The 17448-nt window shown below is 72.0% G+C and carries 15 protein-coding genes and 1 pseudogene; 6 read left to right on the top strand and 10 right to left on the bottom strand.

The genetic code is table 11. The features are described from left to right. Positions 1–76: 76 nt before the first annotated feature. Both OG245_RS04150 and OG245_RS04145 read right to left on the bottom strand, forming a co-directional pair. Positions 77–3022, bottom strand: coding sequence for an FAD-binding and (Fe-S)-binding domain-containing protein (locus OG245_RS04150; protein WP_371622191.1), 2946 nt, complete (start codon positions 3020–3022; stop codon positions 77–79). Between the two features lie 33 nt (positions 3023–3055). Continuing rightward, positions 3056–3553 carry a MarR family winged helix-turn-helix transcriptional regulator gene (locus OG245_RS04145; protein WP_371622190.1) on the bottom strand — a complete coding sequence of 166 codons (498 nt, stop codon included), beginning with the start codon at positions 3551–3553 and terminating at the stop codon, positions 3056–3058. 114 nt (positions 3554–3667) lie between these two features. Between OG245_RS04145 and OG245_RS04140 the strand changes: the two genes are divergently transcribed. The 3 genes from OG245_RS04140 (at position 3668) to mltG (ending at position 7481) form a co-directional block, all read left to right on the top strand. Then, positions 3668–5482, top strand: a complete 1815-nt coding sequence (locus OG245_RS04140) for an ABC transporter ATP-binding protein (protein ID WP_371622189.1) — start codon at positions 3668–3670, stop codon at positions 5480–5482. Between the two features lie 90 nt (positions 5483–5572). Next, positions 5573–6184, top strand: coding sequence for a hypothetical protein (locus tag OG245_RS04135; RefSeq protein ID WP_371622188.1), 612 nt, complete (start codon positions 5573–5575; stop codon positions 6182–6184). A gap of 436 nt (positions 6185–6620) precedes the next feature. Then, complete coding sequence (mltG, locus tag OG245_RS04130; RefSeq protein WP_371622187.1) at positions 6621–7481, top strand: endolytic transglycosylase MltG; 861 nt, start codon at positions 6621–6623, stop codon at positions 7479–7481. A 22-nt stretch (positions 7482–7503) separates the two neighbouring features. On the opposite strand, the gene OG245_RS04125 is transcribed toward mltG, so the two are convergent. The 6 genes from OG245_RS04125 to OG245_RS04100 all read right to left on the bottom strand — a co-directional run bounded on the left by OG245_RS04125 (position 7504) and on the right by OG245_RS04100 (position 13210). Then, positions 7504–8658 carry an NAD(P)-binding domain-containing protein gene (locus OG245_RS04125; RefSeq protein ID WP_371622186.1) on the bottom strand — a complete coding sequence of 385 codons (1155 nt, stop codon included), beginning with the start codon at positions 8656–8658 and terminating at the stop codon, positions 7504–7506. 78 nt (positions 8659–8736) lie between these two features. After that, a complete protein-coding gene (locus OG245_RS04120; RefSeq protein ID WP_371622185.1) occupies positions 8737–9945 on the bottom strand; it encodes an LLM class flavin-dependent oxidoreductase in 1209 nt (402 codons plus the stop codon). Continuing rightward, entirely contained in the window at positions 9942–10970 is a 1029-nt protein-coding gene (locus tag OG245_RS04115; RefSeq protein WP_371622184.1) for an ABC transporter substrate-binding protein, read from the bottom strand. The genes OG245_RS04120 and OG245_RS04115 overlap by 4 nt, the downstream gene beginning before the upstream one ends. Beyond that, entirely contained in the window at positions 10967–11893 is a 927-nt protein-coding gene (locus OG245_RS04110; RefSeq protein ID WP_371622183.1) for an ABC transporter ATP-binding protein, read from the bottom strand. Before OG245_RS04110 ends, OG245_RS04115 begins: the two co-directional genes overlap by 4 nt. Then, positions 11866–12768: an ABC transporter permease gene (locus tag OG245_RS04105; protein WP_371622182.1), complete on the bottom strand. Its 903-nt coding sequence runs from the start codon at positions 12766–12768 to the stop codon at positions 11866–11868. The genes OG245_RS04110 and OG245_RS04105 overlap by 28 nt, the downstream gene beginning before the upstream one ends. A gap of 358 nt (positions 12769–13126) precedes the next feature. Continuing rightward, positions 13127–13210 (bottom strand): putative leader peptide, encoded by an 84-nt coding sequence (locus tag OG245_RS04100; RefSeq protein ID WP_311307964.1) that lies wholly within the window; start codon positions 13208–13210, stop codon positions 13127–13129. 92 nt (positions 13211–13302) lie between these two features. Between OG245_RS04100 and OG245_RS04095 the strand changes: the two genes are divergently transcribed. Further along, positions 13303–13725: a secondary thiamine-phosphate synthase enzyme YjbQ gene (locus OG245_RS04095; protein WP_371622181.1), complete on the top strand. Its 423-nt coding sequence runs from the start codon at positions 13303–13305 to the stop codon at positions 13723–13725. Positions 13726–13974: 249 nt separating this feature from the next. On the opposite strand, the gene tsaD is transcribed toward OG245_RS04095, so the two are convergent. After that, complete coding sequence (gene tsaD / locus OG245_RS04090) at positions 13975–15030, bottom strand: tRNA (adenosine(37)-N6)-threonylcarbamoyltransferase complex transferase subunit TsaD (protein ID WP_371627803.1); 1056 nt, start codon at positions 15028–15030, stop codon at positions 13975–13977. Between the two features lie 332 nt (positions 15031–15362). On the opposite strand from tsaD, the gene OG245_RS04085 reads away from it, so the two are divergent. Next, positions 15363–15587 (top strand): hypothetical protein, encoded by a 225-nt coding sequence (locus tag OG245_RS04085; protein ID WP_371622180.1) that lies wholly within the window; start codon positions 15363–15365, stop codon positions 15585–15587. After that, a pseudogene (locus OG245_RS04080) lies at positions 15587–15766 on the top strand (heavy metal-associated domain-containing protein); the annotation flags it as partial. The gene OG245_RS04085 and the pseudogene OG245_RS04080, both read left to right, overlap by 1 nt. A 139-nt stretch (positions 15767–15905) precedes the next feature. On the opposite strand, the gene OG245_RS04075 reads toward OG245_RS04080, so the two are convergent. Then, positions 15906–17357 carry a PepSY-associated TM helix domain-containing protein gene (locus tag OG245_RS04075; protein WP_371622179.1) on the bottom strand — a complete coding sequence of 484 codons (1452 nt, stop codon included), beginning with the start codon at positions 17355–17357 and terminating at the stop codon, positions 15906–15908. Positions 17358–17448 lie beyond the last annotated feature (91 nt).

The raw sequence follows: 17448 nt of genomic DNA, 5'->3' as shown, positions 1-17448 counted from the left end.
CTGGTGCAACCAATCGGGGCCTCGAAACGCTCATATGTGCACGTCGGACGGGGCGTTCGCGCCCGGCTTCGGATGCTCAGCGGACGGTCGGCCGGGTCGCGTGCTCCAGCTCGATCAGCGCCGAGCGGTAGGGCTTTCCGGTGGCCCGTTCCATGCCGATCTCGCACATCCTGTTCGCGGACAGATGGGCGTCGTAGGCGCGGAGGCCGACCTCGGCCGCCTCCTTGGCCGTCGCCGAGTCGGTCAACTCCTTGTGCAGCATCCCCCGGTCGCCCGCGAACGCGCAGCATCCCGCGTCGTCCGGCACCACGACCTCGTCCGCGCACGCCTCGGCGAGCGCACGCAACTGCCCCACGTCACCCAGGTGTTCCATCGAACAGGTCGGATGTACGACGGCCGACCCGACCGTGCGGAACACCGTCAGCTCCGGCAGCAGTTCCTCGGCCGCCCACACCAGCGAGTCCACGACGGTCAGTTCACGGTGCAGCGCCCGGTTGTCCTCGCTGAGGTAGGGCACCACCTCCTCGGCGATGCCGAGCGTGCACGAGGACGCGTCGACGACCAGCGGCAGCTGTCCGCCCGCCGTCCAGCCCCAGGCGGCCTCCACGATGCGGTTCGCCATGATCCTGTTGCCCGCGTCGTACCCCTTGGAGTGCCAGATCGTCGCGCAGCACGTCCCCGCCACGTCCTTCGGGATCCACACGGGCTTCCCCGCCCGCCCGGACACCGCTACCACCGCCTCGGCCAGGGAGAGGCCGGGGCGGCCGTCCGGCCCGGCGAAGATGCGGTTGACGCAGGCCGGGTAGTAGACCGCGCTCGCCCCGACCCGGTCCGTACGCGGCAGCCGCCCGGCCGCCGCCCCCGGGATCTGGGGCAGCCACTCCGGTACGAGATCGGGGCGGACGGCCTTGCGGGCGAGCCGCGTCACGGCCCCGAGCGGACCGTCGCCCACCCGGTCGCCGACCGCGTCCGCGACCGCCACGGCCAGTCGCGCCGAGGCCTCCACCACACGGAAGTTCTTCGCGGTCAGCGCGGCGATCCGCTCCTCGCGCGGCGTGTGCCTGCGGTGCCGGAAGCCCTTCATCATGGCCCCGGTGTCGATGCCGACCGGGCAGGCGAGCTTGCAGGTGGAATCCCCGGCGCAGGTGTCCACGGCGTCGTACCCGTAGGCGTCCAGCAGACCGGCTTCCACCGGCGAGCCGTCCTCCTGGCGCATCATCTCCCGGCGCAGCACGATCCGCTGGCGTGGAGTGGTCGTCAGATCCTCGCTGGGGCAGGTCGGTTCGCAGAAGCCGCACTCGATGCACGGGTCGGCGACCGCCTCCACCTTCGGAATGGTCTTCAGACCCCGCAGATGGGCCCGCGGATCCCGGTCCAGGACGATGCGCGGCGCGAGCACCCCGGCGGGATCGATGACCTGCTTCGTCCGCCACATCAGCTCCGTGGCGCGCGGCCCCCACTCCCGCTCCAGGAACGGCGCGATATTGCGCCCGGTGGCGTGCTCCGCCTTGAGCGACCCGTCGAAACGGTCCACCACCAGGGCGCAGAACTCCTGCATGAAGGCGTCGTACCGCTCGACGTCGGCCGGCTTCGCCGCGTCGAACGCGAGCAGGAAGTGCAGATTGCCGTGCGCGGCGTGACCGGCCACGGCGGCGTCGAAGCCGTGGCGCGACTGGAGCTCCAGCAGCGCCTCGCAGGCCTCCGCCAGCCGGGCGGGCGGCACCGCGAAGTCCTCCGTGATCAGGGTGGTGCCCGAGGGCCGGGACCCGCCGACCGCCGTGACGAACGCCTTGCGGGCCTTCCAGTACCCGGCGATCGTCCCGGCGTCCCGGGTGAACGCGTTGGTCACCGACAGGGCCGGGACGACCAGGTCCAGACCGGCGACGACGGCGTCGGCCGCCCGCTCGAACGCCTCCTGGCCCGCCTCGTCGGCCGCCCGGAACTCCACCAGCAGCGCGGTCGTGGTCCGGGGCAGCGCCGCCCAGTCCGCCGGAACGCCCGGCACGCTGACGGAGGCGCGCAGGGTGTTGCCGTCCATCAGCTCCACGGCGATGGCCCCCGCCTCGTTGAACCGGGGCACGGCGGCCGCGGCGGCGGTGAGGGAGGGGAAGAACAGCAGGGCGCTGGAGATCCGCCGGTCGAGCGGCAGGGTGTCGAAGACGACCTCGGAGATGAAGCCGAACGTGCCCTCGGAGCCGACCATCAGTCCCCGCAGGATCTCCACCGGCGTCGCCCCGTCGAGGAAGGCGTCCAGGCGGTAGCCGTTGGTGTTCTTGATCGTGTACTTGGCGCGGATCCTCGCCGTCAGCTCCTCGTCCGCCCCGATCTCCGCCTTCAGCTCCATCAGCCCCGCGCACAGCTCCGGCTCGGCACGGGCCAGCTCCTCGTCGGCGGCCGGGTCGGCGGTGTCGACGACGGTGCCGCTCGGCAGCACGAAGGTGAGCGAGGCGAGCGTCCGGTAGGAGTTGCGGGTGGTGCCCGCGGTCATGCCGGAGGCGTTGTTGGCGACGACCCCGCCGACGGTGCAGGCGATGGCGCTGGCCGGGTCGGGGCCCAGCAGCCTGCCGTACCGGGCGAGGGTGATGTTGGCCCGCATCACCGTCGTCCCCGGCCCGATCCGGGCCCGCGCCCCCTCGTCCAGCACCTCGACGCCCGTCCAGTGGCGGCGTACGTCGACGAGGATGTCCTCGCCCTGCGCCTGGCCGTTGAGGCTGGTGCCCGCGGCCCGGAAGACCACGTCACGGCCCTTGCCGTGGGCGTACGACAGGATCGCGGAGACGTCGTCGAGATTCTCGGGGACCAGCACGACCCTGGGGAGGAAGCGGTAGGGGCTGGCGTCGGAGGCGTACCGCACCAGGTCGGAGATCTTCCAGAGCACCTTGTCGGCGCCGAGCAGCGCCGTCAGCTCCCCGCGCAGCGGCTCCGGGGTGCCGCCGGCGCTGCGGTCGGTGACACGGTCGGGGGCGGGCTCTCGTGCCGTTCCGGGACGCAGGGCTTCCGGGTCGGGCTCCAGCAGCGGCATGTCGGACATCTCCTCGGCGGCTCGGCGGGGTGGTCAGCAGTGGCGTTCCGGCATGCCGTCGACCAGGGCGGACAGCAGCCCGCCGAGGACCTCGCGCTGATCGGCGGTCAATGGGGCAAGGATCTCCTCCGCGGCGGCCCGGCGCGCGCTGCGCAGGGACCTTAGCGTGGCGCGCCCCTCGTCCGTGATCTCGACGCGGACCACCCGGCGGCTGTCGGGATCCGGGGCGCGACGCACCCGGCCGCTCGCCTCCAGCGCGTCGACCAGCGTCGTCACGGCGCGCGGAACGACGTCCAGGCGCCGGGCGAGATCCGCCATCCGGGGGGCCGCGTCGTAGCTCGCGACCGTCCGCAGCAGCCGGAACTGGGCCGGAGTGATGTCGATCGGCTCCAGCTGGCGGCTCTGGATGCGGTGCAGCCTGCGGGTCAGCCGCAGCAGCTGCTCGGCGAGCATGCCGTCGGTGTCGGTCGAGCCGGTTGGGCCGGTTGGGCCGGTTGGGCCGGTCGAGCCGGGGGGATCTGGGGCGTCCATACGGGAACAATATCAGGACCTTGTTCATTGTGAGTATAGGTAACAATGAGCTAAGCTCTCCATGTGCGAGGGCCTGGTCCGCCCGGTCACGCCTCACGCCCGACGAAGGAGCCCATGAAGCCCGACGAGCCCACGTGGACGCCCCCACCCGATGCCGGCGCCACCGACCGGCCGCCCGCCGAGGTACGCCGCATCCTCCGCCTCTTCCACCCCTACCGCGGCCGACTGGCCGTCGTCGGCCTGCTGGTCGGCGCGTCCTCGCTGGTGTCGGTCGCCTCCCCGTTCCTGCTGCGCGAGATCCTGGACACCGCGATCCCGCAGGGACGCACGGGCCTGCTGACCCTGCTGGCGCTCGGCATGATCCTCACCGCCGTGATGACCAGCGTCTTCGGCGTGCTCCAGACCCTGATCTCGACCACCGTCGGTCAGCGCGTCATGCATGACCTGCGCACCGCCGTCTACACCCAGCTCCAGCGGATGCCGCTCGCCTTCTTCACCCGCACCCGCACGGGCGAGGTCCAGTCCCGCATCGCCAACGACATCGGCGGCATGCAGGCGACGGTCACCTCCACCGCGACCTCGCTCGTCTCCAACCTCACGGCCGTCATCGCCACCGTCGTCGCCATGCTCGCCCTCGACTGGCGGCTCACTGTCGTCTCGCTGCTCCTGCTGCCGGTCTTCGTCGCGATCAGCCGCCGCGTCGGCCGGGAGCGGAAGAGGATCACCACCCAGCGCCAGAAGCAGATGGCGGCGATGGCCGCCACCGTCACCGAGTCCCTCTCGGTCAGCGGCATCCTCCTCGGCCGCACGATGGGCCGCTCCGACTCCCTCACCCAGGGCTTCGCCGAGGAGTCCGAGCGCCTGGTCGACCTCGAAGTGCGCTCCAACATGGCCGGGCGCTGGCGGATGTCGACGATCGGCATCGTGATGGCCGCCATGCCCGCCGTCATCTACTGGGCGGCAGGCCTCACCTTCGCGTCCGGGGCGGCCGCCGTCTCCATCGGCACGCTGGTCGCTTTCGTCACCCTCCAGCAGGGACTGTTCCGCCCGGCGGTCAGCCTCCTCTCCACCGGTGTGCAGATGCAGACCTCCCTCGCCCTCTTCCAGCGCATCTTCGAGTACCTCGACCTCACGGTGGACATCACCGAACCGGAGAATCCGGTCCGCCTGGAGAAGATCCGCGGCGAGATCGCCTTCGAGGACGTCGACTTCGGCTACGACGAGAAGAGCGGCCCGACGCTGACCGGCATCGACGTGACCGTTCCCGCAGGCGGCAGCCTCGCGGTCGTCGGATCCACCGGCTCCGGCAAGTCCACCCTGAGCTACCTCGTGCCCCGGCTGTACGACGTCACCGGCGGCCGGGTCACGCTCGACGGGGTCGACGTCCGCGATCTGGACTTCGACACCCTCGCCCGAGCGGTCGGCGTCGTCTCGCAGGAGACCTATCTCTTCCACGCCTCGGTCGCCGACAACCTGCGCTTCGCCAAGCCGGACGCCACCGACGAGGAGATCGAGGCCGCGGCCCGCGCCGCGCAGATCCACGACCACATCGCCTCCCTGCCCGACGGCTACGACACCCTGGTCGGTGAGCGCGGCTACCGCTTCTCGGGCGGTGAGAAGCAGCGCCTCGCCATCGCCCGCACCATCCTGCGCGACCCACCGGTGCTGATCCTCGACGAGGCGACCAGCGCGCTCGACACCCGTACGGAACAGGCCGTGCAGCAGGCGATCGACGCCCTGTCCGCCGGACGGACCACGCTCACCATCGCGCACCGCCTCTCCACCGTCCGCGACGCGGACCAGATCGTGGTCCTGGAGGACGGACGGGTCGCCGAGCGCGGCACGCACGAGGAACTGCTCGACCGGGACGGCCGCTACGGGGCACTGATCCGCCGCGACTCCCACCCGGTCCCGGTTCCGGCCCCCTGACTGCCCGGGCAGGACCGCGGCCCCGGCGTCAGGGAGATGTGACAGCCCTGATGCCACCGGCGCGACGCGCGTACGGCATGATCGCCGCGCATGAGAGCTCTCCTCGGGGTGGAACTCCCCGGCTTCCGAACCGTGGACACCGATACCTGGCTCGACGACCACGGTGATGTGCTGTCGCTGCACTTCTTCGACCTGCCGCCGGATCTGCCGGCCGCACTGGACGACGGCCCCGCCCTGCGCCACGGCCTGACCCACTTCACCGCCCGAGCGGGCGGCGGACTCATCGAGGCCTCGGTGAAGCGTCTGGGCGAACTGCCCGCCCTGCGCCAGATACTCAAACTGCCGCTGCCGGGACAGCCCAGCGGACAGGCGTTCATCGGCAGCCTCACCGTGCCGCGCGCCGGATGCAGCACCGTGGTGAAGATCCAGGCGGCGGAGCGCGGCATGACGGGGATGCGGGAAGCCGTGGTGCTGGCCAAGCTCGGCCCCGGCCCGTACTTCCGGCCGCACCCCTACGCCCCCGAGGTCCAGGGCGGGCTGCCCTTCCACGCGGCGGACCACGCCCAGTGGGACGCGGAGTTCCCGGACCACCCGCTCACCCGGGTCCGCCGGACGCTCGACACGCTCGCGGCAGCCGTGACGGTCGACCCCGGGTTCACCGCTCTCCCACCCTTCACCGGACCGGTGGCGCCGAACGGCTGAGCCGGCCGGCCCAGCACACACGGCAGCGCCGCCGCTCCCGTGGGACGGGGAGCGACGGCGCCGGGCGGAGCAATGGTCAGACGAGCCAACCCACGAAGTGGACGACGCCGGCAAGCAGGTTGGTCAGGAAGTTCATCTGGTCTTTCTCCTTGTACGTGGTGCATCTGTGGGACAGCGCAGTAGCGGTCTGCAGCCCGTTGACTGCGCTCTGCAATCATCACGCCCCGGACGGGTGAACAGCAACGAATCCCCTGACGATCACACGTTCCAGCGAACACCCGATCCCCTGTTCGCGTGTTCGCGTGCGTCGGGTGTTCCGCGCGTCGGGTGTTCCGTGCGTCGTGTCCAGGTCGCCCGGTACGGCGTTCGTGTCGCCGGGGCCGACGCCGTGGCCGAGCTACCGGCCGTGGCCCGTGCCCCGGGTTAACGTGCCCGCATGGTGAACGAGTCCCCGGACGCCCGACCCCGTCGCAGACTCCGCCCGACCCGCCGCGGAAAGGCCGTCCTGGCCGTCGGCGCCCTGCTCGTGGCGTCGGCCGCCGTTCTGATCCCGCTGTCCCTGACCGGATCGGACGAGGGCGGGCACGAGAAGGAACGCCCGCAGCGCACGCTGATGATCCCCGAGGGCCGTCGCGTCTCGCAGGTGTACGAGGCCGTCGACCAGGCGCTCGACCTGAAGCCCGGCAGCACCCGGAAGGCCGCGACGACGGTGGATCTGGCTCTGCCCGACCAGGCCGAGGGCAACCCCGAGGGATACCTCTTCCCGGCCACCTATCCGCTCGACTCCGCGACCGAGCCGGCCGGCCTGCTGCGTTACATGGCGGACACCGCCCGCAAGCACTTCGGCGCGGACCACGTCACGGCGGGAGCCCAGCGCAACAACGTCTCCGTCTACGACACGATCACGATCGCCAGCATCGTCCAGGCCGAGGCCGATACCGCGTCCGACATGGGCAAGGTGGCCCGGGTCGTCTACAACCGGCTGCTCAAGGACATGCCGTTGCAGATGGACTCCACCATCAACTACGCCCTCAAGCGTTCCACTCTGGACACGACGACCGCCGACACCCAGCTGGACAGCCCGTACAACAGCTACCGGATCAAGGGGCTGCCGCCGACGCCCATCGGCAACCCCGGGGAGGAGGCGCTGCGCGCGGCCGTCAGCCCCACGCCCGGACCCTGGCTGTACTTCGTCACGGTCGCCCCCGGCGACACCCGGTTCACCGACAGCTACGACGAACAGCAGAAGAACGTGCGGGAGTTCAACCGCAGCCGCGGTTCCGCCACCACGAGCTGACCGGCTCCGCCGACGGAAGGACTCACGCCCTCTCGATGCCGACGCCGACAGCGGCCCCGGCGTCCCGGTCCGCCCGCCCGCTGCCTGCTTCCGGGCCCGGCCGCTCGTCGCCGCTCTGCCCGTCCGTCCCCTTCAGCAGCCGCATGACCGACCGGACCGCCGCGCGGCCCGCGCGGTTCGCGCCGATGGTGCTGGCGGACGGACCGTACCCGACGAGATGGACGCGCCCGTCGCGTACGGCACGGGTGTCCTCGGCCCGGATGCCGCCGCCCGGCTCGCGCAGCTTCAGCGGTGCCAGATGCTCCACGGCGGGCCGGAACCCGGTGGCCCACAGGATCACATCGGCGTCGACGACCCGACCGTCGTCCCAGGCCACGCCGCTCGGGGTGACCCGGTCGAACATCGGCAGCCGGTCCAGCACCCCCTCCTCCCGGGCCCGCCGCACCGCATCGGTCATCGGCAGCCCGGTCACACTGACCACGCTCCGCGGCGGCAGCCCGCCGCGCACCCGCTCCTCCACCATCGCCACGGCCGCCCGCCCCCACTCCTCGGTGAACGGTCCCTCGCGGAAGACCGGTTCGCTCCGGGTCACCCAGAAGGTGTCGGCCGCGTACTCGGCGATCTCCATCAGATGCTGCGTACCGGAGGCTCCGCCCCCGACGACGATGACACGCTGCCCCGCGAACTCCTCGGGCCCGGGGTAGTTCGCCGTGTGCAACTGCCGTCCCCGGAAGGTCTCCTGGCCCGGGTAGCGCGGCCAGAACGGCCGGTCCCAGGTGCCGGTCGCGTTGATCAGGGCCCGCGGGGCGTACGTCCCCTCCGACGTCTCCACCAACAGCCGCCCGCCGCTTCCCTCCCGTACGGCGCTCACCTCCACCGGACGGTGGACCCGCAGGCCGAAGCGTTCCTCGTACGCGGCGAAATACGCGCCGATCACCTCCGACGAGGGCCGCTCGGGGTCGGCTCCGGTCAGCTCCATGCCCGGCAGCGCGTGCATTCCGTGGACCTTGCCGTACGTCAGCGAAGGCCAGCGGAACTGCCACGCGCCGCCCGGCCGGGGCGCGTGGTCCAGCACGACGAAGCCGACGTCCGGCTCCAGTCCGACGCGGCGCAGGTGGTGGGCGGCGGACAGCCCCGCCTGACCCGCGCCGATCACGACCACGTCCAGCTCACGCACCCCAGAAATGTTCACGCTTCTACTAACTCGTCGGGGGTCCGGGATCTTCCCGGGCCCCCGACGAGCAGCACGCGATGCTCAGCGACCGCCGGCGACCAGCAGGGGCGCTCCACCCGGAGCCGTGGCGGGCCGGGGCTCGGAGCCGTTCGCGCCCAGCAGCGGGGACGCGGGCACGGTCGACAGGAGTCCACGCCGGGCCAGCTCGGGGGTGACGCCCTCGCCGAACCAGTACGCCTCCTCCAGATGCGGATATCCGGAGAGCACGAAGTGGTCCACCCCCAACGCGTGGTACTCCTCGATCCGGTCCGCGACCTCCGCGTGGCTGCCCACCAGCGCGGTCCCGGCCCCGCCGCGCACCAGACCGACGCCCGCCCAGAGATTCGGCGCGATCTCCAGCTTGTCCCGCGAACCGCCGTGCAGCGCCAGCATCCGCTGCTGCCCGACCGACTCGCTCTTCCCCAAGGCCTGCTGCGCCGCGGCGATCGTGTCCGGATCGAGGTCGCCCAGCAGCCGGTCGGCGGTGGCCCACGCCTCCCGCGAGGAGTCCCGCGAGATGGTGTGCAGCCGGATGCCGAACCGGACCGTGCGCCCCTGCTCCTCCGCCAGGCCGCGAATCCAGTCGATCTTCTCCTTCACCGCGGCCGGCGGCTCGCCCCAGGTCAGATAGACATCGGCGTGGGCCGCGGCCACCGGCCCCGCGGCAGCGGAGGACCCGCCGAAGAAGATCTCCGGCAGCGGGTCCGGCGGCAGCGCGGTCAGTCCGCCCTCCACCTGGTAGTGCTCTCCGTCGAAGTCGTACGGCTGCCCGCTCCAGGCGCCCCGTACCACCGACAGGAACTCCGCGGTCCGCGCATAGCGCCGGTCGTGGTCCAGGTGGTCCCCGAACCGTCGCTGCTCCGTCGAGTCGCCCCCGGTCACCACGTTGAGCAGCAGCCGCCCCCGGGTGATCCGCTGATACGTGGCGGCCATCTGCGCGGCGAGCACCGGGGAGATGACGCCCGGCCGGAACGCCACGAGGAACTTCAGCCGCTCGGTGTGCTGGGCGAGCGCCACCGTGGTCAGCCAGGCGTCCTCGCACCACGTGCCGGTGGGCGTCAGCACGGCCTCGAAGCCCAACTGCTCGGCGGCCTTGGCGATCTGGACCAGATACTCGATGTCCGGAGCCCGGACTCCGCTCACCGGGGTGATCCGGTCGCGTTTGATGCCGCCGTCGGTGTAGGCGTGCCGGTCGACGAGCGTCCGGCCGTCGCCCCCGGTCGGCAGGAACCAGTGCAGATGGACGTTCACGATGAGGCCTTTCCGTAGGAGCGCGGTGCGGTGGAGGAAGCGGGGAGGTCACGGTTGAAGCGGGTGTCGACGTAGTCCTCGAAGTCGAACCGCCGCGGAATCAGCCTCATTTCGGCGAAGGTGTCGGCGATCTCCTGCTCGGAGGCGATGGCCGCGGCGTCGATCGCGACCGGGACGCGGGTGCCGTAACTGAGCTTCACCGCGTCCAGCGCCACCTCGTAGGGGAGCCCGGTCTCCTTCGCCCAGACCTTCGCCCACTCCTCCGGGTGCTTGAAGACCCACTTCTGGGCCCGCTCCAGCCGGACGAGCAGGTCACCGATGGCCTTCGACTTCTTCGCGTCCTTGAGCGACGCGGGTGAGGCGACCTGAAAACCGAGGCCGTTGACGACGCCCTCGCCGGTCGTGAGGACCCGGGCGTCCGCCGTGCGCAGGACCTGCGAGGTGTACGGGTCCCAGATCGCCCAGGCGTCGACCTTGCCCCTGCTGAACGCGGCGAGCGCGTCGGCGGGCTGGAGGTAGTTCAGCTTCACGTCCTTGATCCCGAGGCCGGCCTTCCTGAGCGAGGCGACCAGCTGGAAGTGCGCCGAACTGCCCTGCGCCACAGCGATGGACGCGCCCTTGAGCTGGGCGGGCTTCTTCAGCGGTGAGTCCTCGGGCACGACGATGACCTCACCGGCCGACGAGCCGTGCGTGGCGCCGACGACGGCGATGTTCGAGTCGGCCCCCGCGGCGAAGACGGGCGGCGTGTTGCCGACGCCGCCGATGTCGACGGCTCCGGCGCTCACGGCCTCCAGCAGGGGCGGTCCCGAGGTGAAGGTGGACCACTTGATGCGGTAGCCGAGGTCGTCGAGCTCTCCGGAGGCCCGCAGGATCGCCTCGTAACCACCCTTCTGGTCACCGACGTTGAGCGTGAGGCTGCCTTTTCCGTCCGTGCTGCCGCCGGAGTTCGCGGAGGAGGCCCCGCCGCACGCGGTCAGGAGCAGGGCGAGGGGCAGGAGCAGGGCGGGCAGGGTGCGGTGCTTCATGAGGTGTCTCCGGGACGGGGGTGTGCGAGCGATGTTTCGGGGGCCTCTGCCGGCCCCGGACCGGGTGGTGCGGCGGCCACGGACGGCTTCCCACCGGCAGAGGCGCCGGGCTCACCACGGGCGGGACCCTCCCTTTCGCCACCGCCACCGCCCTCACCCGCGACGCCCAGTTCGGTCAGCAGCCGGGAGCGCAGACCGGCGAACCCGGGGGAGCCGACCCCGCGCGGCCGGTCCAGCGCGACAGGGGTGTCGTACGCGACGCGCCCCTCCCGCATCACCAGCGCCCGGTCGGCCAGCAGCAGGGCCTCGTCCACGTCGTGGGTGACCAGCAGCACGGCGCAGCCGCGCCGCTGCCAGAGCTCCGCGACGAGCTGCTGGGCCTTGATCCGGGTCAGGGCGTCCAGTGCGCCGAAGGGCTCGTCGAGCAGCAGCAGATCGGGCTCGCGCACCAGGGCTCTGGCCAGCGAAGCGCGCTGGGCCTCACCGCCGGACAGCGTCTTGGGCCACGCCCCCGCCCGCTCCGCCAGCCCGACCTCGGCCAACGCGCGCTCGGCGACGCCGCGTTCGGGCTTGCCCGGCAGGCCGAGCAGTACGTTGCGCCACACCTTCTTCCACGGCATCAGCCGCGGCGCCTGGAACGCGACCGCGCGCCGGCGCGGCACCAGGACGGTGCCCGAGATCTCCCGGTCGAGCCCGGCGAGGACCCGCAGCAGCGTCGACTTGCCGCAGCCACTGCGCCCGAGCAACGCGGTGAACTCGCCTGCCCTCAGGGTGAGATCGAGGTCGTCGATGACCGGACGCCCGTCGAAGGCCCGGGTGAGTCCTTCGACCCGTACGGCGGCCTCCTGGCCGCCGGTCGGAGCTTCGGCCCGCCGGTCGGGGGCAAGGGTGTCTTTCACTGGCCGGTGAAGGTCGGTCGCCATTGCAGCAGCAGCCTTTCGAGGATCCGGACGATGACGTCGGCGGTGAGGCCGAGGAAGGCGTACACGACGAGGCAGACGACGATCACGTCGGTCCGGAAGAACTCGCGGGCCTGGTTCATCAGGAACCCGATCCCGGCGTCGGCGTTGATCGACTCACCGAAGACGAGCGCGAGCCAGGCCGTCGCCAGCGAGTAGCGCAGCCCGGTCATGGCCCCGGGCAGCGCTCCCGGCAGCACCACATGCCGCACCAGCCCCCACCGGCCGAGCCCCAACGACTCACCGGCTTCGATGAGTTGTGCGTCGACGCCACGGATTCCCGCGTACACGTTGAGGTACAGATGAAAGGCCACCCCGAGCGCGATGAGGGCCACCTTCGGCGCCTCACCGATCCCGAGCCAGATGATGAACAGCGGGATCAGCCCCACCCAGGGCACCGTGCGCAGCATCTGCACGGTCGCGTCGACCAGGTCCTCCCCGAGCCGTGACAGCCCCGACACGAGCGCGAGCGCCGTCCCGACGACCCCGCCGAGGAGGAGCCCCACGAGCACCCGCTGGAGCGAGACCCCCATCGCGGCGGGGAGCGTCCCGTCGGCCACCAGATCGGCGCCCGCGCGGGCGATGGTCCCGGGCGAGGCGAGCACATCGGGATCCAGCACCCCGGTGGCGCTGAACACCTGCCACAGCGCGAGCAGCAGCAACGGCCCCACCGCCCGCCGCGCCCACCGCGGAGCGGAGCGCAGCCGAGACCGCCGGACGGAAGCCGGGACGACCGCCTCCAGATCCGGCGGCGTACGGCTCGGCGCGGAGGATTCTCCCGGGGCGACGGACAAGCCCGGTGGTGCTGGTTGCTTCGGCGGTGCGTGGCTGACGGTCATGGGGGCTCCACGGAAGGCCGCACGGATGCGGGGCGACAGGGCGAAAGCGAGGGAGGAGGAGGGAGGGGAGCAGCGCGAAAGCAGCGAGCGGGGAAGGGAGAAGGTCGGCCGCGGACATGCCGGGGCACCCCGTGCCTCCGGCCCCGTCACCGACCGGTGAGGGCGGCGGGGCGGCGGCGGAGGGCGGGAGAGCGCGCGGCGTGCCCGGCGGTCGCCGGGCGGCACGGTCCCGGACGCGACCATGCGCCTGTGCGACCTACGACCTACGCGACCACGCGACTACGGGAGGGCGAGCGACGGAGAACCGCAGGCGCACAGCCGTACGGCAGGAAAGTCTCCGGAAGTCGCTGAGAGAACGTCAGCAGCCGCGACAACACGCGGCGGAAGCCACTCGCAGCAGGTCGATATGACCGCGCGAAGTGAGCAGAGCTGATCGGAACATGGCGCTGAACGTAGTCATCCGGTCGGGACACGGTCAATGGTGTCTCGGAGCGTGGACGCGTCATCTCACGTCTGTGGGGCGAAGATGGAGGCATGTCCGATTCCTTCACCACCACGGTCCTGAACATCACCACGGGTACGTCCGAGAGCGTCATGGATCTGACACGCGCCTGCGAGGAGTTCCTCACCCGCACCGCGCCCGGCCGCGACGGACTGCTCAACGTCTTCGTCCCGCACGCCACGGCCGGCATCGCCGTACTGGAGACCGGCGCGGGCAGCGACGACGACCTGCTGGCCACCCTCCACCACCTGCTCCCCGCCGACGACCGCTGGCAACACCGCCACGGCAGCCCCGGCCACGGCCGCGACCACGTGCTCCCCGCCCTGGTCCCGCCCCACGCCACACTGCCGGTGATCGGCGGCAGGCTGGAGCTGGGCACCTGGCAGTCGGTCTGCCTGGTGGACACCAACAGGGACAACGCCAACCGTCAGGTCCGGCTGAGCTTCCTGGGCTGATCGAGAACACTCCCGGGGTCGTGTCGTCGATTCCCCCGCCCTGCGTGCGCGAACGGAGTACGACCGCTCGGGGCGCGGTCGGCGCCTCGAGCGGTCGCCTATGTGATGGGATCGGCTTGGGTCAGCAGGCCAGGGCAGGCTCTGATGCGTCGTCGAGCATGGCGCAGAGTGCGGTGCGCGCTCGGGAGACCGGGACCTGATGGTGCTCCACGGGGCACGAGCTGCTGCGCGCCACGTGCGCCGCGGCGCTCACGCGGCTCTCGCCGGCGCGGCGTGCGGGTGCAGCGCGGCGTACTCCAGCGGCGCCGACGGGTCGACGGACACATTCAGCGGCGCCGGGCCGGCGCCGGCCCGCACCAGGAGGTCGCCGACGGCAGCAATCATCGCCCCGTTGTCGGTGCACAGGGTCAGCGGCGGCACCCGCAGCTCGACTCCCGCGGCCTCGCACCGCTCCTCGGCCAGGGCCCTGACGCGGGAGTTCGCCGCGACCCCGCCGACGACGACCAGGGTGCGGACGTCGTACTGGCGGCAGGCGGCCAGCGCCTTGCGCGTCAGGACGTCCGCGACGGCCTCCTGGAGCGACGCGGCCCCGTCGGCCAGCGGGACGTCCTCGCCGCGCAGGAGGTGCTGCTCGGCCCAGCGGGCGGCGGCCGTCTTCAGCCCGGAGAAGGAGAACGCGTACGGGTCGTCCTTCGAACCCAGCAACGGCCTGGGGAAGGCGACAGCACGGGGGTTGCCGTCGCGGGCGGCCCGGTCGATGGCCGGCCCGCCCGGGTAGGGGAGGCCGAAGACGCGGGCGACCTTGTCGAAGCACTCGCCCGCGGCGTCGTCCACGGTGTCGCCCAGATGCAGGATCGGATCGCGGACCAGGTCGCGCACCAGCAGCAGCGAGGTGTGTCCGCCGGAGACGATGAGGACCACGCTCGGGTCGGGCAGCGGCCCGTGCTCCAGGGTGTCGGCCGCCACGTGCCCGGCCAGGTGGTGCACTCCGTACAGCGGCACCCCCGCCGCATAGGCCAGGGACTTCGCACCGGCCAGGCCGACCTGGAGGGCGCCGGACAGGCCGGGCCCGGTGGTCACCGCGACCGCGTCGATGGCCCGGACCCCGATCCCCGCCTGCGCCAGGGCCTCCTGGACCACGGGGGTGAACGCCTGGAGGTGGGCCCGGGCGGCGATCTCCGGCACGACCCCGCCGTAACGGGCGTGCTCGTCCATGCTCGACGCCACGACGTGCGCGAGCAGCCGGCCGCCGGAGACGATCCCGACCCCCGTCTCGTCACACGACGACTCGATGCCCAGCACCACCGGAATCCGCACGGAACCCTCTTCTCGCACAGTGACTGTTATTGCGACCTATGTGCAATAAGGTACTCGCCCCGGGCGGGGAGACGCAGTTCGGAGGACGCGGCCGGCGGTCACGGCCATCGGCGTATCCGTCGTCGGTGCGTTGTCGTCGCCCCTCATCGGCCCGGCACGTGGCGGCGAATGCCGGGAACGAAGCCCCGGGTGCGCCACCGGAAGGGGCGCCACGACACCGTTCGCCCGTGTGCGTGGGAACTCCGGCCGGTTCTTGTCCGACTTCTCACGTGCCAGGAGCTGTCGTACATCGGCTCGTCCAGTACATCGAGGAGCACTCCGTGGAGCAGACGACAGACCTCGGGCTCGGAGCGAAGATCGCCAGGGCCCTCCCACCACCCGCCTTCTGGGCGTTCCTGTTCCTGCTCGGCGCGGTGTTCGCCGGCGCCTATGCGGTCGGACAGGCGATGGACCCGGTCGCGCCCGGCACGCACCGCCCCGGTGTCACAGGCGACGCGCCCACCCGTGAAGAGGACATGCCCATGGATCACGAGGGCGCTCACTGATGGTGGCCGAGGCCCAGGTGGCGTCCACCGCGGTGGTGATGGACATCGCCGTCGGCGGGATGACCTGTGCGGCCTGCGGCCCGCGTCCTGCGGCCCGCGTCCGGCGGGTCGAGCGCGGGCTGGGCACGCTGGACGGCGTCACCGCGGAGGTGAACCTCGCCACGGGCCGGGCCCGGGTCGGCTCCCTGAGCAGTGCCCGGCAGCCCGGAGTCCGCCCGCGCCCTGCCGTTCCGACCAGATCGCGGGCGCGGGCGCCGTCCTGACGAGCGGCCCCGGTCGTGGCCCGGGACCACAGACACGCGGTCCCGGGCCACACGGCTATGCCACCCGGGCGCGCCGTACCAGTCCCACCGCGATGTCGAAGACGAGGAACGCGGCCAAGGTCAAGCCGAGCAGCGGCAGCGCCCAGCCGAGCGCCACCACGGCCGGGACGCCAACGACCAGGACGGGCACGGGCAGCTGCCGCCAGGTACCGCGGGCGGGTGCCTTGCCCGTGAACGCGGAGCGGTCCTCGCGGGTGGGGCGGCGCTGCCACCACATGCGGTAGCCCCAGACGGTCACCAGGATCAGCCCGATCGCGACGAGCGCCAGCACGATCTGGTTGACGATCCCGAACAGCACGCCCATGTGCCCCTGGACACCGAGCTTGCTCAGCTTGGCGAGCACGGGGTAGTCGGACCAGCGCACATGCGAGGTGACCTCGCCCTTCGCGGTGTCCACGGTCACGCTGTCGTAGTGGACCGGCCACACGTTGTCGGTCTGCGCCACCACCCAGCCGGTGGCGGTGTCGGCCGGCGGGGTGAGGGTGACCGTTCCGCCCAGCCCGGCGTCCCGTGCCGTCTTCAGAGCCCTGTCGAAGTCCGCCGGGCCCGCTTCCTCGCCGTCGCCGGACCCGTCGTGTCCGGCGTGGCCGGCGTGTTCGTGGTCCGCCGTTCCCTCTTCCGGCGAAGGGGCGTCAGGCAGCCTGGTGTCCAGTGCCGGGGCATGCCCCTGGACCGCGTCGAGAACCTGGCCGAAGCGTTCACCGGCGTACTGGGACCAGGTCAGGCCGGTCGCGCTCAGGAAGAACAGCCCCAGCGCCAGCCACACGCCGGTCGCGGCGTGGAAGCCGCGGGTGCGGCGCACACCGCGGGCAGTACGGTCGGGCAGCAGGACGCCGCGTGCCGACCTGGCACGCTGACCGCGGCTGCGGCCGATCCACAGCACCAGACCGGCGGCGACGATCAGCCACAGCCAGCTCGCCGCGACCTCCGAGTAGAGCCGGCCGAGTTCCCCGAGGTGCAGGTTGCGGTGCAGGTCGTCCAGCCAGGTGGTCGCGGGGGTCGAGCCGAACCACGTGGTCAGGTCGCCCTTCACCTCGGCCGTGTACGGATCGACGAAGACGGTCCGCTGGTTCTCTCCGAGCTCGGGAACGGACAGCACCACCCGGGTGGTGCCATCCGCCGTGGGCGGGGTGATCACGGACGCCAGGGTGCCGTCGGGGTAGGCGCTCCTGGCCGCTTCTATCTGCTCGGACAGCGGCAGGATGCGCTCGCCTGCCGTCTCCACCCTCAGCCGGTCTCCGTAGAGGAACTGGTCGATCTGCGGGGTGAACGTGTACAGGAGGCCGGTCAGCGCGGCGACGAACAGGAACGGGGCGACGAACACACCGGCGTAGAAGTGGAGCCGGACGAGCAGGGCGCGGACGCCCTGGCGGGACCGTCCGGCAGGCGGTGGTCCGGGCGGTGCGGAAGGGTCTCGCGGCCGGGTCGACTCGGTGGTGGAAGACATGGGGCTGCTCCAGGTGACGTACGGGGAACGCACCGGGACGCACGGGGCGTCGTCGGCACGGGAAGGACCGCCGGACAGGGCGGGGTGAGGA

This window comes from Streptomyces sp. NBC_01116, assembly GCF_041435495.1.
GTDB lineage: Bacteria > Actinomycetota > Actinomycetes > Streptomycetales > Streptomycetaceae > Streptomyces.
Note: the sequence above shows the minus strand (reverse complement) of the source record. Positions and strands in the feature narration are given on the sequence as shown.